Annotated in this window: 21 protein-coding genes; 13 read left to right on the top strand and 8 right to left on the bottom strand. The window is 72.4% G+C overall.

What is annotated here, in order from left to right; all coding sequences use genetic code 11:
* Nucleotides 1-76: 76 nt before the first annotated feature.
* The 5 genes from ACLJQF_RS41315 to ACLJQF_RS41295 are packed head-to-tail and all read left to right on the top strand — an operon-like array spanning nucleotide 77 to nucleotide 4,803.
* The gene (locus ACLJQF_RS41315) at nucleotides 77-1,231 is read left to right on the top strand and encodes a DUF993 family protein (RefSeq protein WP_410615753.1); all 1,155 of its coding nucleotides are present in this window, start codon (nucleotides 77-79) and stop codon (nucleotides 1,229-1,231) included.
* Complete coding sequence (locus ACLJQF_RS41310; protein WP_410615752.1) at nucleotides 1,231-2,043, top strand: sugar phosphate isomerase/epimerase family protein; 813 nt, start codon at nucleotides 1,231-1,233, stop codon at nucleotides 2,041-2,043. The genes ACLJQF_RS41315 and ACLJQF_RS41310 overlap by 1 nt, the downstream gene beginning before the upstream one ends.
* 51 nt (nucleotides 2,044-2,094) lie before the next feature.
* The gene (locus ACLJQF_RS41305) at nucleotides 2,095-2,757 is read left to right on the top strand and encodes an IclR family transcriptional regulator (protein ID WP_410615751.1); all 663 of its coding nucleotides are present in this window, start codon (nucleotides 2,095-2,097) and stop codon (nucleotides 2,755-2,757) included.
* Between the two features lie 46 nt (nucleotides 2,758-2,803).
* Nucleotides 2,804-3,517: a response regulator transcription factor gene (locus ACLJQF_RS41300; RefSeq protein WP_410615750.1), complete on the top strand. Its 714-nt coding sequence runs from the start codon at nucleotides 2,804-2,806 to the stop codon at nucleotides 3,515-3,517.
* Nucleotides 3,518-3,519: 2 nt separating this feature from the next.
* The gene (locus tag ACLJQF_RS41295; RefSeq protein ID WP_410615749.1) at nucleotides 3,520-4,803 is read left to right on the top strand and encodes a sensor histidine kinase; all 1,284 of its coding nucleotides are present in this window, start codon (nucleotides 3,520-3,522) and stop codon (nucleotides 4,801-4,803) included.
* Nucleotides 4,804-4,904: 101 nt separating this feature from the next.
* On the opposite strand, the gene ACLJQF_RS41290 is transcribed toward ACLJQF_RS41295, so the two are convergent.
* The gene (locus ACLJQF_RS41290; protein WP_410615748.1) at nucleotides 4,905-5,732 is read right to left on the bottom strand and encodes an SCO6745 family protein; all 828 of its coding nucleotides are present in this window, start codon (nucleotides 5,730-5,732) and stop codon (nucleotides 4,905-4,907) included.
* A 212-nt stretch (nucleotides 5,733-5,944) separates the two neighbouring features.
* Here ACLJQF_RS41290 and ACLJQF_RS41285 point away from each other — a divergent pair, with 212 nt between their 5' ends.
* The 4 genes from ACLJQF_RS41285 to ACLJQF_RS41270 all read left to right on the top strand — a co-directional run bounded on the left by ACLJQF_RS41285 (nucleotide 5,945) and on the right by ACLJQF_RS41270 (nucleotide 10,510).
* Nucleotides 5,945-7,336, top strand: coding sequence for an amino acid permease (locus tag ACLJQF_RS41285; protein ID WP_410615747.1), 1,392 nt, complete (start codon nucleotides 5,945-5,947; stop codon nucleotides 7,334-7,336).
* Complete coding sequence (locus ACLJQF_RS41280) at nucleotides 7,333-8,076, top strand: carbon-nitrogen hydrolase family protein (protein ID WP_410615746.1); 744 nt, start codon at nucleotides 7,333-7,335, stop codon at nucleotides 8,074-8,076. The genes ACLJQF_RS41285 and ACLJQF_RS41280 overlap by 4 nt, the downstream gene beginning before the upstream one ends.
* Nucleotides 8,073-9,764 (top strand): flavin monoamine oxidase family protein, encoded by a 1,692-nt coding sequence (locus tag ACLJQF_RS41275; RefSeq protein WP_410615745.1) that lies wholly within the window; start codon nucleotides 8,073-8,075, stop codon nucleotides 9,762-9,764. The genes ACLJQF_RS41280 and ACLJQF_RS41275 overlap by 4 nt, the downstream gene beginning before the upstream one ends.
* Before the next feature lie 80 nt (nucleotides 9,765-9,844).
* A complete protein-coding gene (locus ACLJQF_RS41270; protein ID WP_410615744.1) occupies nucleotides 9,845-10,510 on the top strand; it encodes a TetR/AcrR family transcriptional regulator in 666 nt (221 codons plus the stop codon).
* A 107-nt stretch (nucleotides 10,511-10,617) separates the two neighbouring features.
* Here ACLJQF_RS41270 and ACLJQF_RS41265 read toward each other — a convergent pair whose 3' ends face one another.
* On the bottom strand, nucleotides 10,618-11,349 hold the full coding sequence (locus ACLJQF_RS41265) for a TetR/AcrR family transcriptional regulator (RefSeq protein WP_410615743.1): 732 nt from the start codon (nucleotides 11,347-11,349) through the stop codon (nucleotides 10,618-10,620).
* A gap of 67 nt (nucleotides 11,350-11,416) precedes the next feature.
* Here ACLJQF_RS41265 and ACLJQF_RS41260 point away from each other — a divergent pair, with 67 nt between their 5' ends.
* A complete protein-coding gene (locus ACLJQF_RS41260) occupies nucleotides 11,417-12,289 on the top strand; it encodes an alpha/beta fold hydrolase (protein WP_410615742.1) in 873 nt (290 codons plus the stop codon).
* Nucleotides 12,290-12,369: 80 nt separating this feature from the next.
* Entirely contained in the window at nucleotides 12,370-12,810 is a 441-nt protein-coding gene (locus ACLJQF_RS41255; protein WP_410615741.1) for a hypothetical protein, read from the top strand.
* A gap of 79 nt (nucleotides 12,811-12,889) precedes the next feature.
* Here the strand turns inward: ACLJQF_RS41255 and ACLJQF_RS41250 are convergent, their stop codons facing one another.
* Nucleotides 12,890-14,119, bottom strand: a complete 1,230-nt coding sequence (locus ACLJQF_RS41250; protein WP_410615740.1) for a PucR family transcriptional regulator — start codon at nucleotides 14,117-14,119, stop codon at nucleotides 12,890-12,892.
* 111 nt (nucleotides 14,120-14,230) lie between these two features.
* Between ACLJQF_RS41250 and ACLJQF_RS41245 the strand changes: the two genes are divergently transcribed.
* On the top strand, nucleotides 14,231-15,076 hold the full coding sequence (locus ACLJQF_RS41245; RefSeq protein ID WP_410615792.1) for an SGNH/GDSL hydrolase family protein: 846 nt from the start codon (nucleotides 14,231-14,233) through the stop codon (nucleotides 15,074-15,076).
* Here the strand turns inward: ACLJQF_RS41245 and ACLJQF_RS41240 are convergent.
* The 5 genes from ACLJQF_RS41240 to ACLJQF_RS41220 all read right to left on the bottom strand — a co-directional run bounded on the left by ACLJQF_RS41240 (nucleotide 15,066) and on the right by ACLJQF_RS41220 (nucleotide 20,928).
* Nucleotides 15,066-15,587 (bottom strand): pyridoxamine 5'-phosphate oxidase family protein, encoded by a 522-nt coding sequence (locus ACLJQF_RS41240; protein WP_410615739.1) that lies wholly within the window; start codon nucleotides 15,585-15,587, stop codon nucleotides 15,066-15,068. The genes ACLJQF_RS41245 and ACLJQF_RS41240 overlap by 11 nt on opposite strands.
* Before the next feature lie 2 nt (nucleotides 15,588-15,589).
* A complete protein-coding gene (locus ACLJQF_RS41235; RefSeq protein ID WP_410615738.1) occupies nucleotides 15,590-16,573 on the bottom strand; it encodes an LLM class F420-dependent oxidoreductase in 984 nt (327 codons plus the stop codon).
* Complete coding sequence (locus ACLJQF_RS41230) at nucleotides 16,570-17,757, bottom strand: acetyl-CoA acetyltransferase (protein WP_410615737.1); 1,188 nt, start codon at nucleotides 17,755-17,757, stop codon at nucleotides 16,570-16,572. The genes ACLJQF_RS41235 and ACLJQF_RS41230 overlap by 4 nt, the downstream gene beginning before the upstream one ends.
* A 4-nt stretch (nucleotides 17,758-17,761) precedes the next feature.
* Nucleotides 17,762-19,381 carry a class I adenylate-forming enzyme family protein gene (locus ACLJQF_RS41225; RefSeq protein WP_410615736.1) on the bottom strand — a complete coding sequence of 540 codons (1,620 nt, stop codon included), beginning with the start codon at nucleotides 19,379-19,381 and terminating at the stop codon, nucleotides 17,762-17,764.
* 74 nt (nucleotides 19,382-19,455) lie between these two features.
* Nucleotides 19,456-20,928, bottom strand: a complete 1,473-nt coding sequence (locus ACLJQF_RS41220; protein WP_410615735.1) for a carotenoid oxygenase family protein — start codon at nucleotides 20,926-20,928, stop codon at nucleotides 19,456-19,458.
* Nucleotides 20,929-21,066: 138 nt separating this feature from the next.
* On the opposite strand from ACLJQF_RS41220, the gene ACLJQF_RS41215 reads away from it, so the two are divergent.
* Nucleotides 21,067-22,023, top strand: a complete 957-nt coding sequence (locus ACLJQF_RS41215; RefSeq protein ID WP_410615734.1) for a winged helix-turn-helix transcriptional regulator — start codon at nucleotides 21,067-21,069, stop codon at nucleotides 22,021-22,023.
* Nucleotides 22,024-22,091: the final 68 nt, after the last annotated feature.

Raw genomic sequence — 22,091 nt, 5'->3', positions numbered from 1 at the left:
CCGGGCCTTGTCGCGGCGCGGCACAGGCCCTACCGTGGGTTGAGAAAGCGCTTTCTGATCCTTCCGGAGGTCCCCGATGCTCGTGCTCCCGGCCCCCGGCGGCGAGCTGCTGAACTGGTCGCCGTCCGGGCCACGGCCCCCCGCGCCCCCGCCGACGTCACCGCCGACGCCACTGTCGCCGCCGACCTCGCGCATCGCCTACGCCGCCGCGCACGTCGTCGCGGACGCGCTGGCCGACGAGCCCTACGCCGTGGACTGGGACACGACGCTGGCCTTCCGCGAGCACCTCTGGTCGTCCGGGCTCGGCGTCGCGGAAGCGATGGACACCGCGCAGCGCGGCATGGGCCTCGACTGGACGACGACGCAGGACCTGGTAACCCGCACCGGCGCGGTCGCGGCCGGGCGGCCCTGGTGCGCCGGCGTCGGCACCGACCAGCTGCCGCCGGGACCGGCCACCGTGGCGTCCATTGTGGACGCCTGGCGCGAGCAGCTCGACCTGGTCGCCGGCGCGGGCGCGGTCCCGGTCGTCATGGCCAGCCGCGCGCTGGCCGCCGCTGCCAAGAGCCCGGACGACTACCACGCGGCGTACGGAAAGCTGCTGTCCGAGGCGGGCGGCCCGGTCCTGCTGCACTGGCTGGGCGAGCAGTTCGACCCGGCGCTGGCCGGCTACTGGGGCCACGACGACGTCCGCGCCGCCGCCCGCGAACTGGCGGCGCTGTGCCGCGAGCACGCCGGCGCGATCGCCGGGGTGAAGGTGTCGGTGCTCGATGCCAAGGTCGAGATCGAGTTCCGCCGGGCCCTCCCGGACGGCGTCGCCTGCTACACCGGCGACGACTTCAACTACCCCGAGCTGATCGCCGGGGACGCCGAAGGCCACAGCGAAGCCCTGCTCGGCATCTTCGACCCGATCGCGCCGGTCGCCGCGGCGGGGCTGCGCCGGCTGGACGAGGGCGACCGGGCCGGGTTCCACGCCCTGCTCGACCCGACCGTGGCGCTGTCCCGCGAGATCTTCCGCGCGCCGACCCGGCACTACAAGACCGGCGTCGTGTTCCTGGCCCACCTCAACGGCCACCAGAACCACTTCCGGATGATCGCCGGCCAGGAATCCGCGCGCACGATCACCCACCTGGCGACGCTGCTGCGCCTGGCCGACGAGGCCGGCGTGCTGGCCGACCCCGACCTGGCCGAGGCCCGGATGCGGCCGCTGCTGCAGGTCGCGGGGGTCGGGTGATGGACCCGCGGCTGAGCCTCAACCAGATCACCACGAAGTCCTGGTCACTGCCCGAGGCGGTGGCCGGCTGCGCCGAGGCGGGCGTCGGCTGGATCGGGCTGTGGCGCGACAAGGTCGCCGAGACCGGCGTCGACGAGGCCGCGCGGCTGCTCAAGGAGCACGGGGTGCGGGTTTCGTCGTTGTGCCGCGGTGGGTTCTTCACCGGCGTGACGCCGGAAGGGTCCCCTGTGGACGGTGTGGCGCAGACCCTCGAGGCGATCGACGAGGCCGCCGCGCTCGGCGCCGACGTGCTCGTGCTGGTGGTGGGCGGGATCGCGGGCAACGACCTGGCCGCGTCCCGGCAGCGCGTCGCCGATGCGGTGGGCTCGCTGGCGCCGTACGCGGGGGAACGTGGGGTCCGGCTCGGCCTGGAGCCACTGCACCCGATGCAGTGCGCGGAGCGGTCGGTGCTGTCCACAGTGGAGCAGGCGCTGGCGATCGCGCTGGAGCACCCCGCCGACCAGGTCGGCGTGATCGTGGACGAGTTCCACGTCTGGTGGGACCCGCGGATCGAGGAGTCGATCGCCGCGGCCGCCGGCCGGATCGCCGGGTTCCACGTCTGCGACGTCCTCGTGCCGCTGCCGGACCCGCTGCTCGGCCGCGCCCTGCCCGGCGACGGCCCGATCGACCACCGCCACCTGCGCGCGGCCGTCGAGGCCGCGGGCTACACCGGGCCGATCGAGGTCGAGGTGTTCAACGCGGACCTGTGGGCCCGGCCCGGCGGGGACGTGCTCGCGGAGACCGTTACGGCGTTCGAGCGATACGTGGCCTGAAACGGTCCGCCTGGCGGTACGCTGAGTCCACCAGGCGGATGGGGGTCACGCATGAAGGCGGATGAAGACGGATCGGTCCGGAGCGTGCTCCGCGCGTTCGACCTGCTCGCTCTCTTCACGGAACAGCGCCGGACCTGGGCCGTCAAGGACCTCACCGCGGCGAGCGGCCTCGCGAAGACGACCGTGCTGCGGCTGGTCGCCACCTGTGAGCAGCGCGGCCTGCTGTGGACGCGGCCCGACGGGCGGATCACCGTCGGGCCCGGGATGCTGCGCTGGGCGCAGCTGGCGAACACGGCGTGGCAGCTGCCCGAGCCGGTCCGCCAGGTGCTGCGCGAGCTGGCCGGTGAGTGCCGGGAGACCGTCAACCTCTACGTGCGCAGTACGTCCGTACTGGTCTGCGTCGCCCAGCAGGAGGGACCACTGGCCATCCGGCACGTCGGGCGCGTCGGCGACGAGTTGCCGCTCGGCTTCGGGGCCGCCGGGCGGGTCCTCGACGGCACCGAGGGGGCAGCGGTCAGCCACGGCGAGCCGGAGCCCGGCGCGTCCAGCGTCGCCGCGCCCGTGCACGACGGCGACGGGCGGGTGCTGGCGGCGCTGGCGATCACGGGGCCCAGCAGCCGGTTCGAGCCCGGCGACGTCGCCGCGTTCACCGAAGCCGTCGCCGCCGCGTCGGTGCGGATATCGCAGATCGGCCTCGGGACACGGGCGGAATAGGCCACAGCCGTCCGGAATCCGGCGCCGCGTTGGTTAGGCTTCCGGCATGCCGAACCTGCTGGTGGTGGAAGACGACGCCGCGATCGGCAGCGTGCTCGAATCGACCCTGCGACTGCACGGTCACCAGGTGTGCTGGCGGCGCGACGGGCGGACCGCCCTGCAGGCCGCCGAATCCGGCGATTTCGACCTCGTGCTGCTCGATCTCGGCCTGCCCGACCTCGACGGTGTCGAGGTCTGCCGCCGGTTGCGCGCCGCGCTGCCCGCCGCCGTCCTCGTCATCCTCACCGCGCGGCAGGAGGAGATGGACGTCGTCGTCGGCCTCGACGCCGGCGCCGACGACTACCTCACCAAGCCGATCCGGCTGGGCGAGCTGCTGGCCAGGGTGCGGGCGCACCTACGGCGCGGCGCGCCGGCCGGGGCCCGGCCCCCGGTGACCATCGGCGGGCTGACCGTCGACATCGCCGGCCGTCGCGCCACCCTGTGCGGGCGCGAGGTGGTGCTGCGCGCCAAGGAGTTCGACCTGCTGGCCCGGCTCGCCGAGCAGCCCGGCGTCGCGGTCAGCCGCGAGACGCTGATGTCCGAGGTCTGGGACGCGCACTGGTACGGCTCCACGAAGACGCTGGACGTGCACATCGCGGCGGTGCGCCGCAAGCTGTCCGCTTGCGCGTCCCAGCCCGGCGACGAGGTGCCGCGGATCGTCACCCTGCGCGGGCACGGCTACCGGCTGGAAGACCCGGCCCGGTCCGCGGCCGAAGGGTAGCCGTGCGCCGCCGGATCACCTCGCTGACGGTGCTGGCCGCCCTGGTCGCGACCATGCTGTTCGCGCTCCCCCTGGGCTTCGCGGTGTGGCAGTACTACCACGACAACACCAAGTCCGAACTGGAGCGCGCTGCCGATTCCGTCGCGCTCGCCGTGTCGCACGAGCTGAACGCCGGCCTGACACCCGACATGCCGCCGTCCGGCGAAGACGAGGACGAAGACGCCGACGTCGGGATCTACAGCCCGGACGGACGGCTGCTCGCCGGGCGCGGGCCCGCCGTCGCCGGCCCGGTCGAGCGACAGGCGGCAAAGGCCACGGTGGACGTCGTCATCGGCCTCGAAGGCGAGGAAATGGCGCTGGCGGTGCCGGTGGTCAGCGGGCCCCGGGTGACCGGTGTGGTCCGCGCCGCGGTGCCGGAGTCCCAGCTACGGCTGCGGATCATCCTGACCTGGCTCGGCATGGCCGGGCTCGCGGTCGCGACGACCGGAGTGAGCTGGCTGCTGGCCCGGCGGTTCACGAAGCGGCTCGTTCAGCCCCTGGAGGAGCTGGCCGCGGCGGCCGAGCGGCTCGGCGACGGTGACTTCACGGCCCGGTCGCCGCGCGCGGGCATCCCCGAGATCGACCAGGTCGGCGAGACGCTGGACGCCACCGCGGCCCGGATCGGTTCGACGCTGGAGCGCGAGCGGGCGTTCTCGGCGGAGGCGTCCCACCAGCTGCGCACGCCGCTGACCGGGCTGCGGCTGCAGCTCGAAGCCGCACTGGAAACCCCGGCAGCGGACCCGTACGCGGCGATCCGCGCCGGCATCGCGTCCACCGACCGGCTGGAACGCACCATCGAGGACCTCCTGGCGCTGGGCCGGGAACGCCGGGCACCCCGGGCCGAGCTGGACCTCGGCGCGATCCTCGAGGAGGTCCGGCAGGCGGGCGAAGCCCTGCTCGGCCCCCAGCGGCGAACGTTGCGCATTCTCCGGGAGGACCCGCCCCCGGCCCGCGTGGCGGCCGCGGCGGTCCGCCAGGTCGTGGGCGTCCTGCTGGACAACGCGGCGACGCACGGCCGCGGCACGGTCACCGTCCTGGCCCGCGACGCCGGTGACGCGCTCGCCATCGACGTCGCCGACGAAGGCCCGGACCTCGGCGAGACGGACCCGTTCGCGACCACCCCCACCGGCCACGGCATCGGCCTCCGGCTGGCTCGTGGCCTCGCCGAGGCCGAAGGCGGCCGCCTCCGGCTCAGCCGCCCCGCCCCGCCCACGTTCACCCTCCTCCTCCCCGCCGCCCCGCCGTGACCCCCCAAGCGAGGTCACTTTCACGTGAAAGTGACCCGGAGAGACCCCCTCCACGTCACTTTCACGTGAAAGTGCCGCCTCGGGAAGTGCGGGAGGCTCGGCTACATCGGGAAGGTCGACCGGAAGGCGGCCGAGATCGGCTCGAGGTCGGCGATGAGGCGGTCGAGCTCGGCGGGGGTCAAGGCGTCGTACGGGGGCTCCGCGAGCCGGTCGGTCAGGGCCTCGACGCGGTCCTTCGCGGCCTTGCCGGCTTCGGTGAGCCCGCCGTCGGGGCCGATGAGGCCGCGGGCGCGCATGCCGTCGATGACCGCGTCCAGCTGGACGGCCGGGAGGTGCCAGACCCGGCCGAAGTCCTTCGCCGGCATGCCGACGGACAGGGCGTGGAGCACGTGGGCCTCCGTCCCGCCGACGCCCTCGGCCAGCAACGCGACGGTGTGGCCGTCGCCGCGGTGCTCGCGCAGCAGGGTGGCCGCGTGCCACAGCCGGGCCACCGGCTCCTGCGGAACCGGGAGCGCGCGCAGGGCGGCGTAGAGCGGGCGGCCCCCGACCGGGGCGCTGGTCGCGGCCGTCAGCAGGAGGTCGGCGGCGCGGGCGACCCGCGGGTCGTCGGCGAGTTCACCGAGGATCCGCCGCATCCCCGCGACGCAGCCGCGCTCGCGGGCCGCCAGCGCCGCCTCGGGCGTGGCCAGCTCCCACACCTTCGGGAGGTGCCGGGCCACCTCGCCGGGGGCGAAGTTGTAGAAGACCGCGTGGACCACCTCGGCCGGGACCGACCGGCCGAAGGGCGCGGCCCGGCCGGCGAAGTAGGCGTCCCACACGTTACGCAGGCCGAGCGCCAGCAGGGCCTCGTCCGACTCGTCGGCGAAGTAGGGCACCAGGCCGATCGGCTCGACCAGGTCGTACATGCGGCGGGCGTCGGTCATCTTCATCCCCTGTGGGTCCCGGCGGCGCCCCTCGTGGCGGCCGCTCACCCCCTCCACGAACGGCTTCCCCGGGATCCGACAACCCGGATCGGAAAAATTCTGCTCCGGAACGAATCGCCACGATCCGACGCCGCTGTGCAATGAATCACCTGTGATTCAGCTGTACGTGCAATGTTCTCCTGTTTTGCGCTCCGGAAACGACCGTTACCGTCGTCGGCATGACTTTGCGAGCCGCGACGGTGCGGCGGAAACCGGTCGCCGACCTGGTCGCCGAAGGTGATCATGGCACGTTGAAGCGGTCGCTCGGCCTCGGGCAGCTCACCATGCTCAGCATCGGGGCGACGCTCGGCAGCGGCATCTTCGTCGTGCTCGGCGAAGCCGTCCCGGTGGCCGGCCCGGCCGTGGTGCTCTCGTTCGTGCTCGCCGGCGTCACGGCGTTGTTCTCGGCCCTGTCCTACGCCGAGCTCGCCGGGATGATCCCGCTGTCCGGCTCGTCGTACTCCTACACCTACGCCACGCTCGGCGAACTGGTCGCCTGGGTCTGCGGGTGGTGCCTGGTGCTCGAATACGGCGTCTCGGTCGCCTCCGTCGCGGTCGGCTGGGGCCAGTACCTCAACGAACTGCTGCGGCTGGCCTTCGGCTTCGCCATCCCGGACGCGCTGAGCGGGCCGCCCGGCTCGGGCGGGGTCGTCAACGTGCCCGCCATCCTGGTCGTCGTCCTCGCGATGCTCCTGCTGCTGTCCGGCGCGAAGGAGAGCGCGCGGGCCAACGCCGTCATGGTCGTGGTCAAGATCGGCACGCTGGTGCTGTTCTGCGCGATCGCCTTCAGCGCGGTGCAGGCGAAGAACTTCACGCCGTTCCTGCCGCTCGGGCTGGCCGGGCTCAGCGCCGGCGGCGCCAAGCTGTTCTTCTCCTACATCGGCTTCGACGCGGCCTCGACCGCCGGCGAGGAAGCGAAGAACCCGCAACGCGACCTGCCGCGGGCGATCCTGCTCTCCCTCGGCATCGTCACCGTGCTGTACTGCCTGGTCGCGGTGGCCGCCGTCGGCGCCCTGCCGTGGCAGCAGTTCGACGGCCAGGAAGCCGCGCTCTCGCACGTGCTCGACGTCGTCTCGGACAACCCGTTCTGGGCCGGGCTGCTGGCCGTCGGCGCGATCGTGGCGATCTCCAGCGTCGTGCTGACCGTCCTCTACGGACAGACGCGCATCCTGTTCGCGATGTCCCGCGACGGCCTGGTCCCGGCCGCGCTGTCCGAAGTGGACGCGAAGACCGGCTCCCCGCGGATCAACACCCTCGTGGTCTCGGCCTTCGTCGCCGCCCTGGCCGCCTTCATCCCGCTCGGGAAGCTCGCCGACGCCACCAGCATCGGGACGCTGTTCGCGTTCGGCCTGGTCAACATCGCGGTCCTGCTGCTCCGCAAGCGCCAGCCCGACCGCCCGCGCACGTTCCGCGTCCCGTTCTCGCCGGTCACGCCGATCCTGGGCGTGCTCTGCTGCGGGTACATGATGCTCAGCCTCGACGGCGCCACCTGGCTGGTCTTCGGCGCCTGGATGGTGCTCGGCCTGCTGATCTACTTCGGCTACGGGATCCGGAAGTCGAGGCTGGCATGAAGGTCGCCATCCACCAGGGCCCGCTCGGCGACCTGCCCCGGATCGACGCCGACCTCGTCGTCACCGCGGAGATGATCACCACCGGCTACCACATCGGCGCGCGCACGCACGAGCTCGCCGAACCCGCCGACGGGCCCACCGCGGCCCGGATGACCGCACTGGCGCGGCAACGCGGCACCGCACTGGCGTACGGCTATCCCGAAACCGACGGCGAGCACGTCTACAACAGCGTCCAGCTCGTCGACGCCACCGGCCGCCGGCTCGCGAACTACCGCAAGACGCACCTCTTCGGCGACCTCGACAAGGCGTGGTTCACCCCCGGCGACGAGCCCGTGGTCCAGGCCGACCTCGGTGGCGTCCGGATCGGGCTGCTCATCTGCTACGACGTCGAGTTCCCGGAGCTGGTCCGGGCGCACGCGCTCGCCGGCACCGAACTGCTGGTCGTGCCGACCGCACTGATGAGCCCGTACGAAATCGTTGCCGACACGCTCGTGCCCGCACGGGCCTACGAAAGCCAGCTGTTCGTCGCCTACGCGAACCGCTGCGACACCGAGCGGGAGCTGACCTACTGCGGCCGGTCCTGCGTCGTGGCGCCGACCGGCGAGGTGCTGGCCCGCGCCGGCTCCGGGCCCGGCGTGATCGCCGCCGACGTCACCCGGGACGCACTGGCCGCGTCCCGCCTGGAAAACACCCACCTGGCCGACCGACGGCCCGACCTGTACCGGGGAACCACCGCATGACCTCCGCCGTCCCGACCGCGATCCACCACGACGAACCGGCGGGCCGCCCGATCACGATGTTCGGCCCGGACTTCCCGTTCGCCTACGACGACTACCTCGCCCACTCCGCCGGCCTGGGCACGCTGCCCGCCGGACGGCACGGCACCGAGGTCGCCGTGATCGGCGGCGGCCTCTCCGGCATCGTCACCGCGTACGAGCTGATGAAGCTGGGCCTGCGGCCGGTGGTCTACGAGATCGCCGAGCTCGGCGGCCGGCTGCGCACCGTGCGGTTCCCCGGCTGCCCGGACGACGTCGTCGCCGAAATGGGCGCGATGCGTTTCCCGCCCGCGTCGACCGCGCTGTTCCACTACATCGACAAGGTCGGGCTCGAAACCACGCCGTTCCCGAACCCACTGGCGCCGGGGACGCCGAGCACCGTCGTGGACCTGAAGGGGCAGAGCCACTACGCACGCACGCCCGCGGACCTGCCCGCCGTCTTCCACGACGTCGCCGCGGCCTGGGACCGGACCCTGGCCGAGCACGCTTCCTTCGCCGAGATGCAGACGGCGATCCGCGACCGCGACGCGAAGACGATCAAGCGGCTGTGGAACGAGCTGATCCCGCGGCTGGACAACCAGACGTTCTACGGCTTCCTCTGCGACTCCCCCGCGTTCGCCTCCTTCCGCCACCGCGAGATCTTCGGCCAGGTCGGCTTCGGCACCGGCGGCTGGGACACCGATTTCCCGAACTCCATCCTGGAGATCCTGCGGGTGGTCTACACCGGCGCCGACGACGAGCACCGCAGCATCGCCGGCGGCAGCAGGCAGCTCCCGCTGCGGTTGTGGGAGCACGCCCCGCAAGACTCCGCTTTCTGGCCGGCGGGCACGAGCCTGAGCACGCTGCACGGCGAACGGCCGCGGCCCGGCGTCGCGCGGCTGCACCGCACGGCCCCCGGCAACATCACCGTGACGGACACCGAAGGGCACATCAGGACGTTCCCGGCCGCGGTGTTCACCGCGCAGAGCTGGATGCTGCTGTCCAACATCGAGTGCGACGAAGCGCTGTTCCCGATCGACCACTGGACGGCGATCGAGCGCACGCACTACATGGCGTCGTCGAAGGTGTTCGTGCCGGTCGACCGGCCGTTCTGGCTGGACCGCGATCCGGCGACCGGCCGTGACGCGATGAGCATGACGCTCACCGACCGGATGCCCCGCGGCACGTACCTGCTCGGCGACGACCCGGGGAAGCCCGCGGTGATCTGCCTGTCCTACACGTGGGCCGACGACTCGCTGAAGTGGCTGCCGCTCCCGGTGAGCGAGCGCGTCGAGGTGATGCTCCAGTCCCTGCGCGAGATCTACCCCGGCGTCGACGTCCGGCGGCACATCATCGGCGACCCGGTGACCGTGTCCTGGGAGGCGGAACCGCACTTCATGGGCGCGTTCAAGGCCAACCTGCCCGGGCACTACCGCTACCAGCAGCGGCTGTTCACGCACTTCGTGCAGGACGAGTTGCCGGCGCGGTACCGGGGCCTGTTCCTGGCGGGCGACGACATCTCGTGGACGGCGGGCTGGGCCGAGGGCGCGGTGCAGACGGCGCTCAACGCCGTGTGGGGCGTGCTGCACCACTTCGGCGGGACGACCGATCCGGCGAACCCGGGCCCGGGTGACGGCTTCGCGGACATCGCGCCGATCACTCTCCCGGACTGACCGTGCCCCGATCGTGGGAGCCCGTCCGACATCGTGCGGACTACCCTGCCCGGCGCAACGCCCCGTGCGACGATGGGCGGATGAACACCGAGCCGGCGCCGAGATGGCGAAGACTGGAACCGGACGAACGGAAGGAACAGATCTACGCTTGTGCGGCGCGGCTGTTCGGTGAACGTCCCTACTCCGCAGTGTCCACTTCGGACATAGCCGCGGCGGCGGGGGTGGCGCGGGGGCTGATCAACCACTACTTCGGCACGAAACGCGAGCTGTACCTGGAAATCATCCGCCGGGCGCTGACCGTGCCGCGGCTGGCCGTCGAGATCCTCCCCGACGGGCCCCTGGAGCTGCGCGCCGACGTCGCCATCGAGTGGTTCCTCGACATGGTCACCAGCCAGGAGCGGATGTGGCTGGCCGCGATCGCACCCGAGGGCATCGGCCGCGACCTCGAGGTGGAGCGCATCCTCGAAGAAGCCGACCGCGAATCCGCCGACCGCGTGCTGGAAGCCGTCGGGCTGTCGCGGGAGAGCGAGCACGGGGCCGAGCTCAACGCGCTGGTGCGTGCGTTCGGCGGGATGGTGAAGTCGGCGGGGCGGGAATGGCTCGTGCGCGGGTCACTGACGCGCGACCAGGTGCACCTGCTGCTGTCGAAGTCGCTGGTGACGCTGGTCGGCGAGATCTTCCCGGCCATCCGGGCGGCGCCGCCGCGCACCGGCCCGCCGGCGCCGCGGCAGGGCGATTCCGGGTAGACCGAAGCCCCCGACGCCACGAGGGGGAGGAGGGCGCCAGGGGCTCCGGGTCAGTGGCGAACCACCGACGCACGTCCACGGTACGCCGGGGCACTGTCAAGTCGCTGTCAACCTTCGCTGTCCGATTCGTGCAGTTCGACCAGCCGGTGGGCGAGGCCGTCGAGACACCGCCGGACGGCATAGTCGTAGAGCTGGGCGTAATAGCCCGAGGCGAGGTCCGGGTCACCCATCAGGTCGTGCATCGCCGCGCCCAGTTCGGCCATCCCGGGCAGGTCGGCCCGTTCGCGGTAGGTGGCGTACTCCTCGGTGTTGTCGATCCGGAGCGCGAGCGCGCCGTCGCGGTCGTCCTCCATCGCGACGAACTGGCACGCGGTCATCAGCAGCAGGTTGTAGGCCAGCACGCTCTCGCGGCCGAACCCGGCGGTCAGCAACACGCCGACGCCCGCGTCGATGGTGCGCGTGGCCGCCTTGACGGACGGGCCGAACAGCGCCAGCCGCCGCGCGCAGCCCGGGTAGGTCCGCAGCACCGCACGCAGGCCGGCCAGCAGCTCGGTGAACCACTCCTGCCACGGCAGCTGCTCGGCCGGCAGCTCCAGCAGCCCGACGACCCGGTCGACGACGGCGTTCACCACCGCGTCCCGGTCGCCGACGTGGTGGTAGATCACCGCCGGGTAGGCCTCGACCGAGCGGGCGAGCTCCCGCAGCGTCCAGTTGTCCAGGCCGCGCTGGGCGGTGAGGGTGGTGGCCGCGCTGACGATGCAGTCGGCTGTCAGCGCCGGCAGTCCCGCCGCGGCCCGTGACCGTGGACGCTGTCCCGTGCCCGAGGATGAGGTCGGCATGGGGCGTAACGGTATCCGCACCGCCCGGCCCGGTGCCAGCTCCGCACGGGTACGGCAGGATCGGGGTATGGCACGCGCACAGGCCAACGGTCTCGAGCTCGAGTACGACACCTTCGGCGATCCGGCAGCACCGCCGCTGGTCCTCGTGATGGGCCTCGGCGCCCAGATGATCACCTGGGAGGACGGTTTCTGCGAACTGCTCGCCGGCCGCGGGTTCTTCGTGGTGCGTTACGACAACCGGGACGTCGGGCTCTCCACCTGGCTCGACCACCTGCCCCCGCCGGACCTGGCCGCATTGGCCGCCGGTGATCTGTCGAGTGCGCCGTACACGCTGTCGGACATGGCCGACGACGCCGTCGGGCTGTTCGACGCGCTCGGCATCGACCGCGCGCACGTCGTGGGAGCGTCGATGGGCGGGATGATCGTGCAGCAGCTGGCCATCGACCACCCGGACCGGCTGCGGTCGGTCACGTCGATCATGTCGACCACCGGCGACCGGGGAGTCGGGCAGGCCGAGCCGTGGGCGCTGGCGCTGCTGACCCGGCCGCCGGCCACGACCCGCGAACAGGCGCTCGCCGACAGCGTCGAGGGCTACCGGCGGCTCGGCTCCCCCGGCTACCCGGACGACGAGGCGTTCCTGCTGGCCAAGGCGGCCCTGCACTACGACCGCGCGCGGCACCCGGTGGGCACGCTCCGCCACGCGGCGGCGGTGGTGGCGTCCGGCGACCGCACCGCACGTCTCCGGGACGTCCGGCTGCCGGCCCTGGTCGTCCACGGCGACGCCGACCCCCTGATCAACGTCAGCGGCGGCAAGGCGACGGCCGAGGCGATCCCCGGTGCGGAGCTGGTCGTGCTCCCGGGGATGGGGCACAACCTGCCGCGCGCGGTCTGGCCGGAGCTCGCCGACGCGATCAAGGACGTCGCCGGCCGGGGTGAATAAAGCGTAAAGATCCCGGCGCCGGATGTAGGGAATATGTCCTGGGCCACGCTGGTCGTCGTCCTCGGGACTGGACTGGGTGCATGACAGAAGGCTTCGGATTTCCGTTCGGCTGCGTGGTCGCCGTCGCCGCGGTGATCGTGGCGGACCTGGCCGGGGCGACGGGTCATCCCTGGTACGCGCTGGTCACCCTGGGCACGGTCGTCCTGGCTTTTGCCCACCGAAGTTCCCCGTTGGCGGCGACGGGGGTGGCGGTGGTCGCCTGGGCCCTGCACACGGGCTTCGTCCTCGGCCGCTTCGGCGAGCTCACCTTCGACGCGCCGGCCGGCTTCGCCGCGCTCGTCTTCGCCTCCGCCCTGGTCACCGGGGCTCTCGCCCGCGCCGCCGTGTCGACCTCCGAATCACGCGTGTCGACTCCCCAATCACGCGTGTCGACCCTCCGATCACGGGTGTCGTCCATCCCGGTGCACGAGTCGTCCGGCCGGGTACGCGAGTTCGCCGGCCGGGTCCTTCGGGTGCCGTGAGCAGAGGGTCGACACGCGTGATTGGAAGGTCGACTCGCGTGTTTGAAGGGTCGACACGCGTACCTGGATGGACGACACGTCAGCGGTGGGCGAGGGCCGCGCGGCGGGCCGCGGATGCCGCGATGATGCGGGGCAGGCCTGCCGGGTGGAGGGGGTCGATGCCGGTGAGGTCGCGGATGCGGCGGAGGCGGTAGTCGACCGTGTTGGGGTGGACGTGGAGCTGGGCCGCCGTGCGGCGGCGGTTCGTGTCCAGCTCCAGGTAGGCGTCCAGCGTCTCGACCAGCTCCGGGTGCGCTTCGAGGGGGTCGAGCGCCGCCGCGAGGCGGTCGCGGGCCGCTCCGGGGCGGGTCAGCTGGTACTCCACCAGGACGTCGTCGAGGCGGTACAGCCCCGGCGGCCGGCCGAACCACCGGAGCACGTCCAGCACCTCGCCGGTCTGCGCCGCCACCGCCCGGACCTCCGAGGGCGCCGCCGGTTCCGCCGCCGCCAGCACCGCCACGCCGGCCGCGCGCGCGGCCGCGTCGAGCACCGCGTGCCAATCCGGGAGCCGGCCCGCCACCGGGAGCAGGACGAGCCCGCCGGGGCCGTCCAGGGACGCGAGCACGCCGTCGCCGCAAGCGTGCTCGAACGCCGCCAGGAACCGGCGGAGCTTGCGGCGGACGGCGATCTCGGCGTCCACCCCCGGCGACTCCTCGTCCGCGTGCGGCCCGAGTTCGACGCTCAGCACGACGTACCGCGCCGGCAGCGTGATCCCGGCGGTGCGGGCGACGACGTCGACCGGGCCACCGTCGACGAGCACCGACAGCAGCGTCCGGCGCGCGGTGTGCTCCTGCCCGACCTTCGTCCGCAGCTCCTCCAGGTAGCCGCGGGTGACCGCGGCGGTCACCGTGCCGACGAAGGCCAGCACCCGGTCGGCGACGTCGAGGAGATCGGCGACGTCCGCGCTGCCCGAAGAGGCGGAGCCGACGGCGAAGATCTCCCGCGCCCCGACGTGGTACGCGGTCAGCACGGCCTCCAGCGGGAAGCCCTCTTCCGCCCGGCGGACCGCGGACGCGCCGACCTGCCGCAGCTCGGCCGCGTTGAGCTCGCGGTCCTCGCGCAGGCTGCGCGCGAACGCCCGCACCGCCTGCCGGGTGATGCCCGCGATGTCGCCGGCCAGTTCCTCCACCGGTAGCCGCCGGTAGTCGGCGACCTCGGCCTGGATGCGCGCGAGCACCCGCGCGATCAGCTCGGGCTCCTCCCGGGTGAGCCGCTCGTGCACGCGCTGCCCGCCGAGGGTGAGGTCCCCGCCGCACTTGTGCTCGGTCACAACCGATCCCCTCGTTCTCTGCCCGGATTCCCAGTCAATCCTGTGACGCGCAGTGCCGATGGTGTCACGGAGACCAATAATCGGCACGGCTTCAAGGAGGACGGCGTGCGAGTGAGAACGACGGCGTTCATCGCGATCATGGTCACCGCGCTGGCGAGCGCGACGGCGGGCACGGCGGAGGCGGCCACCGCCGGCGAATACGTGGCACTGGGGGATTCGGCGGCGGCCGGGCCGCTGATCCTGCCCCCCGACCTCTCTTCCCCCGGCTGCCTCCGGTCGCTGATCGACTACCCGCACGTCGCCGCGCAGGAGCTCGGCGTGCCGCTGAAGGACGTCACGTGCTCCGGCGCGACGACCGCGGACATGACCGCCCCGCAGCAGACGTCGTCCGGCGCGGTACCGCCGCAGCTGGACGCGCTGAGCGAGCAGACCCGCACGGTGACCGTGACGATCGGCGGCAACGACGTCGGCCTGGTCGGGGCCGCGACGAGCTGCATCACCCTGCTGCCCGGCATCACCCCCGACTGCGTCGACCGGTACACCGCGGGCGGCCACGACCAGCTGGCCGAGAAGATCGCCGCGTTCGAGCCGGTGTGGGGCGCGCTGCTGGACGCGATCCACGCGAAGGCGCCGAACGCCGACGTCTTCGTGGCCGGGTACGGCACCTACCTGCCGCGCAACGGCTGCTGGCCGGTCGCGCCGCTGACCCGGCGCGACGCGAACTACCTCCAGGGCAGCATCGACAAGACCAACGCCGCCCTCGCCCGGCAAGCCGCCGCGCACGACGCGCGCTACGTCGACGTCCGGACGGCCTCGATCGGGCACGACGTCTGCAAGCTGCCCGGCGTGAAGTGGTTCGAGAGTGTGATCCCGACATCGGTCGCCGCGCCGCTGCACCCGAACGCGGACGGCATGGTGGCCATCGGCGGGCTGGTCACCGCGGCGGTCAGCGGCTGAAGTCCCAGCGGGCGGCGCCGTGGGGCTCGGCGGTGGCGACGCCGACGGCCCGGTGCAGCGTGAGCCGGTACAGGTACCACGGCGCCGGCCCGGCGCTCGCCGCCATGAACGGCGCGTTGAATCCGCCGTCCTCCACCGTCGCGGGCCAGCCGCCCTCGCGGTAGACGGCCGCCACCCGCTCCAGCGTCGCCGGGTCGGCGACCCGGTGGGCCTCGCCTTCCATCGTGACGTCGAGGCCGCGCAGCCGCACCGACACCGTGCACGCCGGGTTCGCCGCCAGGTTGCGGGCCCGGCGGGTGCCCGGGCCGCTCACGAAGTACAGGGCGTCGGCCACCCAGATGGCGCCGACGCCGGCGGCGTGCGGCCGTCCGTCGGGGCGGACGGTCCCGACGAAGAACGTCAGGTCTTCCTTGGGGGTCTGGGTGGCGAGCAGGTCCCGCGCCCGGCTCCACGGCAGCGCCGCGGACCCGGAGGTTCGGTCGAGGTTCTGGGTTGCTTTCGGCTCCGTCATGCCTACGCGTCGAACGGGACAACGGCGGATCGACACGCGGCGAGAGTTTTCGCGCCGCCGGGGTCGTCGTCGCTGGTCGCGGGCACGATCGCCAGCTCGTCGACCCCCGCCTCCGCGTACTCGGCGGCCTTCGCGGCGATCTCCGCGCCGGATCCGAGCAGCCCGACCACGGCAATCGCCTCGACCGGCACCGCGGCCAGCAGCTCACGCGGGTGCGGCCGGGTGCGGGCGAAGTCGGTCAGGTCGCCGAAGCCCGCCGCGCGGAACATGTCCGCGTAGCCCGGCGCGGCGAGGTAGCCGACCACACCCCGGCGCAGCTGCTCCAGCTCGGCCGGCCCCGGGTCGGCCGCACCGATCACCCAGGCGGCGACCGGCGGCGGCGTGGCGCCGATGCGCGAAGCGGCTTCTCGCAGTCCTCGCACCAGCGTCGCCGCGGCCGCCGGGCTGACCAGGTTGATCACCATCCGGTCGGCGTGCCGCGCGGCGACGTCGAGCGCCCGCGGCCCGAACGCGGCGATCGTCAACGGGGTCTTCGGCGCGGGCAGCCGCAGCCGGTAGCCCTGCGAACCGACGACCTGGCCGTCTACAGTGGACTTCTCGCCGGTCAGGAGCTGCCGGACCGCGACGGCGGACTCCGCCAACGCCGTGGCCGCCCGATCGCGCGAACGCCCGTGCCAGCCGCGCACGACGACGTCGCTGGACGTCCCGAGCGCGACGCCGGTCGCCCGGCCGGTCAGCGCCGCGACCGACGCGACGCCCATGGCGATCGTCGCCGGGTCCCGCACGGTCACCGCCAGCGGCCCGAAAGTCAGGGAAATCCGCGAGGTGGTCGCCCCGATCGCCGTGCCGAGCGCGAAGGCGTCCCACGTCGCCATCTCGCCGATCCACAGCTCCGGATAACCCGCGGCTTCGGCCGCGCGGGCGGTCTCCAGCGCCTCCTCCGGCGGCCGGTCCTGCCAGAGCCCCAGCGAAACCGAAAGCCTCATGCGGTGACCACCATCGTGACGACCGTGGTGAACGAGCCGCCGACATTGAGCGTCAACGCCGTCCGGGCGCCCCCGATCTGCGTCTCGCCCGCCGTTCCGGTCACCTGCCGGGCCGCGTCGCGCAGCATGCGGACGCCGGTGGCGCCGACCGGGTGGCCGAGACCGATCAGGCCGCCGCCCGGGTTGATCCCGGCCGCGTCGAGCCCGCCGTCGGCGACGAACCGGCCGCCGTCGCCGGGCGGTGCCGCGCCGAGGTGCTCCAGCGCGACCAGGCCGGTGATCGTGAAGCAGTCGTGCAGCTCGACGACGTCGAGCGCGTCCGGCCCGGCGACGCCCGCCCGCCGGTAGGCGTCGACGACCGCGCCGCGCAGGTGCGGGAACAGGTACTCGCCCTCGGCCGCGAGCTTCTCGGCGAGGCCGATGTGCGCGGTGCGGTGCCCGAAGCCCGCGATGCGCGGGAAGCCGCCACCGAGCCGGGCGGCGAACGCGGGTGAAGCCAGCAGGACCGCCGCGGCGCCGTCGGTGATCCGGCCGCAGTCCTGCTTCCGCAGGCGACCCTCGATGACCGGGTTCAGGACGTCGTCGGGCCCGAACGCGCCGGCCGGGAACCGCCAGTCGCGGGCCTGCGCCACCGGATTGCGCGTCGCCCGGGCGAACGCGTGCTCGGCGAACAGCCCGAGGTGCCCGGGATCGAGGCCGTACCGCGCGTCGTAGGCGTCGGCCACCTCCGCGAACAGCGCCGGCCAGGGAAACTTCGCGGAGACGGCTTCGTGACCGGCCCACGCGGCGGACCCGAGGTGCTCGGCGGCCCGCTGCCCGTCGGTGTTGCGCATCAGCTCGACCCCGACGACCAGCGCCAGGTCGTAGCGGCCCGCTTCGAGGTCGGCGCACGCGGCGAGCACCGCGGTGCTGCCGGACGCGCACGCGGCTTCGTGCCGGGTGCTGGGCACGCCGTCGAGCTCCGGCACCGCGGCCACCAGCACGCCACCCAACTGGGCCTGGCCGGTGAACAGCTCCGCCGCGAGGTTCCCGACGTGCGCGACCTCGACGTCGGCGGCCGAAACACCGGCGTCCGCAAGGGCCGCGGGCACGACCTCGGCGAACAACTCGAGGAGCCCGCGTCCCTCCTTCGTGAAGTTGCGCGCGAAGTCGGTCTGCGCGCCGCCCAGGACGAACACCGTCATCGCCTCACCCCAGACTTTCCCGCAGCTGCCGCTTAAGGATCTTCCCCACCGGGTTGCGTGGCAAGGACTCCGCATACGCGAGCCGTTCCGGCAGCTTGAACGCGGCCACCTTCTGCTCCCTCAGGTACGCGACCAGCTCGTCCAGGGTCGGCTTGCGCGCGCCCGGCACGACGACCGCGCACACCCGCTCCCCCATGACCTCGTCGGGCACGCCGACCACCCCGACGTCGGCGACGTCCGGGTGCCCGGCCAGCAGCCCCTCGACCTCGGCGGGCGAGATGTTCATGCCGCCGCGGATCACGAGGTCCTTCCGCCGGTCGACGTACCGCAGGAACTCGCCGCGCTCGCCGTCGATCTCGAAGACGTCGCCGGTGTGGAAGTGCCCGTCCTCGTCGAAGGACGAGGTGTCCAGGGGTTCCCCCACCGACGTCAGGTAGCCCGCGAACACCGTCGGCCCGGCGATGCGCAGCTCACCGGGGTGTCCGGGTCCGGTCACCCGCTCGCCGGTGACCGGGTCGTGCAGCCGCACCGACGTCCAGCCGGCGACGGGCGTCGACCATGTGACGTCCGAGGCGTAGTTCGGGAAGTAGCTCGCGCGCTGATCGGGGTCGGGGATGTCGACCGGGCCGGACAGCAGCGCGGTGCCTTCGTTGGAGCCGAAGAAGTTGATGATGTCGATGCCGTACCGCTCGGCCCAGGTGCGCACCAGCCACGGCGAGAGCGGCGCCGAACCGGAGCCGATCTTCCGCAGGGCGGCAATGTTCACTCCGGACAGGATCTTCTCGTTGTGCAGCAACATGGTCAGCAACGCCGGCGGCGCGAGGGTGTAGGTCACGCCCTCGGCGGCGAGCTGCCCCAGGAACACCGGCAGGTCGAACGGGTGGTGTGGGACGAACCGCGCGCCGGTCAGCAGCCACGGCAGGAACATCCCGCCGATCCCGGCCATGTTCGTCATCGGGAACGGGGAAAGCAGGACGTCGTCGCGGGTGATCCCGGCGGCCTGGACGCAGCCCGCGGCCGTCGCGAGCCAGTCGCCGTGACAGCGCGGGACGGCTTTCGGCTCGGCCTCGGTGCCGGACGTCCAGCAGATCGTCACGCAGTCGTTCACGTCGGTGCCGAGTCCGGACAGATAGGAGTCCAAAGTGGATTGCTCCGCAGTGGACAGTGGATCTTCGGGCCAGGCCAGGGCGCCGGCCGGTTCGTCGTCCCCCCTGGCGACGACGAACCGGACCGACAGCGCCGAAGCGCTCAATAGCCCAAGGGCCGCCCCGGCGAGCGGGTGCTCGCCGTATCTGGATGCCGTGATCACCCCGACCGCCCCGGTGCGCCGGCACATCGGAACCATCTCGTGCTCCCGGTAGGACACCGGGAACGGGGTGACGACCGCACCGATCCGCACGATCGCGAGGAACGCCTGGACCAGGGCCGAGCAGTTCGGCAACTGCACAGCCACTACGTCACCTGCTCGCACCCCTCTGGCGAGCAGGAACGCGGCCAGGACGTCGACGCGTTCGTCGAGCCGGTTCCAGGTCCACCGCACCGGGTCGCGTCCGACCAGTGCGGTGGTGTTCGGTGGATCGACCAGCGCGAGACCCTCCGGGTCGGCACTGACCCGCTCCTTCACGAGCCGGTCGATCGTCTCCGCACTCCACCATCCCCGTGTCCGGAAGTTCCGGGCACGACCCTCTCGATGGCATCTCATGAACGGAGGTTTTCCAGCTGGTCCGCCCGGACCCAGGTCGCGTGAAAACCGAGCGGGACACGCTGGGGAAGCAGGACCCTGGCCACGGGTCCGGCAGCGAGGTCGGTGGCGTCGAAGATGTCCAGTTCCGAGCGCCCCTCGCGCTCGTCCTGCACGAACGTCACCAGATACCCGTCCGCCGAGTCGACGGGTGCTCCTTCGCAGGGTGCAAACGGAGCCTCACTGCCCCACCGGCCGGGACCGAACCGGTATTCGGTCTTCGTGCCGGCAAGATTGTCGTGGCGCACCAGCCCGTCGAACTTCAGCGTCGACTCGGGCGAGATGTGCACCGCGTAGGAGTACCGGTTCCGCCTGCCGACGCCGCGGGCGTCGACGGTCGGGAACTCGGTGTTGTCGTCGTCGAGCGGGGTTTCGCGGCACGCGCCGGTCCGCAGGTCGAAGCGGTAGCGGTGCAGCTGTGCGTCCAGCCGCAGGTAGGACAGCATCTTCGCGAGCGGCGTGTGCGCGTCGGCTCGCGGCTGGGGGTGCTGCACGCGGCAGACGTCGAGGACGACTTCGTCGCCCTCTTCCCAGGCGTTGACGACGTGGTAGATGTAGCACGGGCTCGCTTCGAACCACCGGATCTGGCTACCGTCTCCGTAGCGTGGCAGCACGCCGAAGCGGCTCGGTATCGACCGGTCGAAGTGCAGCTTGTGGCGGCCCTGCTTCGCCGCCGCGAGGTCCTGGACCAGCGGCAGGTCCATCAGCACCGCGTAGTGCTCGGTGATGGCCATGTCGTGCGGCAGGCGCGGGCCGGGCAGCTCGACGTCGGTGCTGGTCACGACCTTGCCGTCCGCGCTGATCACGCCGTAGCGCAGGTACGGCGGGCGGGGCCCGTAGTCGAACCAGAACAGCTCGCCGGTGGTCTCGTCGACCTTGGGATGGGCCATCATGTCGCCGGCCAGCGTGCCGAGGAAGTCCTCGGCGCCGAGGGTTTCCAGTGACAGCGGGTCGACCGCGTACGGCGAGCCGCACAGGTACCAGGTGGCGAGGATGCGGCCGCGGTGGAAGATGACGTCGGTGTTGGCGTTGTCCTTGAGCCCCAGGCCGTGGGAGTTGCCGAAGGGGTTGCCCTTCGGGTTCTCCATCACGCCGGTCCAGAGCGCCTTGCCGGCCGCGGACTCGGCTTCGAAGGCCTTGGTGCGGATCCAGCGGTTGCGGTAGCGGGCCTTGCCGTTCTCCAGGTGGACCGCGTGGATCATGCCGTCGCCGTCGAACCAGTGATAGCGGCCTTCCGGGGCGAACCGCGGGTTCGGGCCGTTGCGCAGGTAGACGCCGTTGAGGTCCTTCGGGATTTCGCCGATGACCTGCAGGTCTTCCGCGTCGATCTCGGTGCTGACCGGGGCGTGGACGCCGAGCAGGTAGGGGTTGTCCTCGCCGGTGTCCGCCGTCCGGGCCACCATCAGCGGCTGTTCGGAGGTGCTGGTCATCGGGCTGCTCCCTGACTCTCGGGCTCACCGCGCTGGCTGATGGAGACGAGACTATGATTTGTGTACCCAGGTGTCAATAGGCTTCTTTTGGTGTAGCCAGGTGTTACCCTGAGGGCGTCGTGTAACGAGGGGGAAGTGGTGACCGAAGCGACTGCACACCGCGTCCGGCCGGCGGGAGATCCGCTGCGCCGAGCGCTCGAGATCGTCGGCGACCAGTGGACGCTGCTGATCCTGCAGAGCCTCTTCCTGCGCTTCCGCCGGTACGAAGAGCTGCGCCTGCGGCTGGGCATCTCGCCGACGGCATTGTCGGGACGCCTGCGGGACATGGTGGACGCGGGCATGCTCGCCCGGGTGCCGTACCGGGACGCGCGCCGCACGCGGCACGAGTACCGGCTGACCGAGCGCGGCCTGGAGCTGTGGCCGCTGCTGATCTCGATCTGGGCGTGGGAGCGCGAGTGGGTCGAAGGCCGCCGCGAGGTGCTGCCGACGCTGATCCACCTCGACTGCGAGCTGGCTACATCAGCGCCCCTCGGCTGCGCCGCCTGCGGCCGCCGCGTCGATGCCCGTGACGTCCGCGCGGAACGGCTGGACAGCACCGGCGTCGCGGCGGCGACGGCGTCCAAGCGCTTCCGCCGCAAGGACGCCGATGCCCTGGCCAGCGACCCGATGATGTTCTTCCCGGACACGATGGAGCTGCTCGGCGACCGGTGGTCGACCGGCCTGCTGGTCTCGGCGCTGCTCGGCTGCCGGCACTTCTCGGAGTTCGAGCGCGAGCTGGGCATCGGGCCGAGCGTGCTGTCGGCCCGGCTGAGCAAGCTGGTCGAGGTCGGCGTCCTGCGCACCGGCGCGGCGAAGACCCGCACCGACGCCCGCGACTACCGGCTGACGGCGAAGGGCCTGGCGTTCTTCCCGGCGCTGGCGTTCATCGCGGAGTGGTCGCGCGGGTTCGAGGTGACCGGCCAGGAGCCGGACATCACGCTGCACCACGTCGAGTGCGGCGAGCGGCTGCGCCCGATGCTGCTGTGCGACCACTGCGGCCGCCCACTGACCCGCAAGTCGGTGCAGTTCGGCGGTGTACCGTCCCCCAAACACTGACGACGTGACCAAATCGACTCGCCAATCGCCCCGCCCGATGCCAGGCTGGAGCGGTCACACGTCGTCAC

It is taken from the genome of Amycolatopsis sp. lyj-109, from assembly GCF_046548995.1.
Taxonomy (GTDB): Bacteria; Actinomycetota; Actinomycetes; order Mycobacteriales; family Pseudonocardiaceae; genus Amycolatopsis.
The sequence above is the reverse complement of the archived record's forward strand: the minus strand, read 5'-3'. Positions and strand labels throughout refer to the sequence as shown.

Bases quoted from the DNA above. Each gene is read 5' to 3' on its own strand.
- ACLJQF_RS41315 (WP_410615753.1), top strand. From the start codon at position 77: ATGCTCGTGCTCCCGGCCCCCGGCGGCGAGCTGCTGAACTGGTCGCCG.
- ACLJQF_RS41310 (WP_410615752.1), top strand. From the start codon at position 1,231: ATGGACCCGCGGCTGAGCCTCAACCAGATCACCACGAAGTCCTGGTCA.
- ACLJQF_RS41305 (WP_410615751.1), top strand. From the start codon at position 2,095: ATGAAGGCGGATGAAGACGGATCGGTCCGGAGCGTGCTCCGCGCGTTC.
- ACLJQF_RS41300 (WP_410615750.1), top strand. From the start codon at position 2,804: ATGCCGAACCTGCTGGTGGTGGAAGACGACGCCGCGATCGGCAGCGTG.
- ACLJQF_RS41290 (WP_410615748.1), bottom strand. From the start codon at position 5,732: ATGAAGATGACCGACGCCCGCCGCATGTACGACCTGGTCGAGCCGATC.
- ACLJQF_RS41285 (WP_410615747.1), top strand. From the start codon at position 5,945: ATGACTTTGCGAGCCGCGACGGTGCGGCGGAAACCGGTCGCCGACCTG.
- ACLJQF_RS41280 (WP_410615746.1), top strand. From the start codon at position 7,333: ATGAAGGTCGCCATCCACCAGGGCCCGCTCGGCGACCTGCCCCGGATC.
- ACLJQF_RS41275 (WP_410615745.1), top strand. From the start codon at position 8,073: ATGACCTCCGCCGTCCCGACCGCGATCCACCACGACGAACCGGCGGGC.
- ACLJQF_RS41270 (WP_410615744.1), top strand. From the start codon at position 9,845: ATGAACACCGAGCCGGCGCCGAGATGGCGAAGACTGGAACCGGACGAA.
- ACLJQF_RS41265 (WP_410615743.1), bottom strand. From the start codon at position 11,349: ATGCCGACCTCATCCTCGGGCACGGGACAGCGTCCACGGTCACGGGCC.
- ACLJQF_RS41260 (WP_410615742.1), top strand. From the start codon at position 11,417: ATGGCACGCGCACAGGCCAACGGTCTCGAGCTCGAGTACGACACCTTC.
- ACLJQF_RS41255 (WP_410615741.1), top strand. From the start codon at position 12,370: ATGACAGAAGGCTTCGGATTTCCGTTCGGCTGCGTGGTCGCCGTCGCC.
- ACLJQF_RS41240 (WP_410615739.1), bottom strand. From the start codon at position 15,587: ATGACGGAGCCGAAAGCAACCCAGAACCTCGACCGAACCTCCGGGTCC.
- ACLJQF_RS41235 (WP_410615738.1), bottom strand. From the start codon at position 16,573: ATGAGGCTTTCGGTTTCGCTGGGGCTCTGGCAGGACCGGCCGCCGGAG.
- ACLJQF_RS41230 (WP_410615737.1), bottom strand. From the start codon at position 17,757: ATGACGGTGTTCGTCCTGGGCGGCGCGCAGACCGACTTCGCGCGCAAC.
- ACLJQF_RS41220 (WP_410615735.1), bottom strand. From the start codon at position 20,928: ATGACCAGCACCTCCGAACAGCCGCTGATGGTGGCCCGGACGGCGGAC.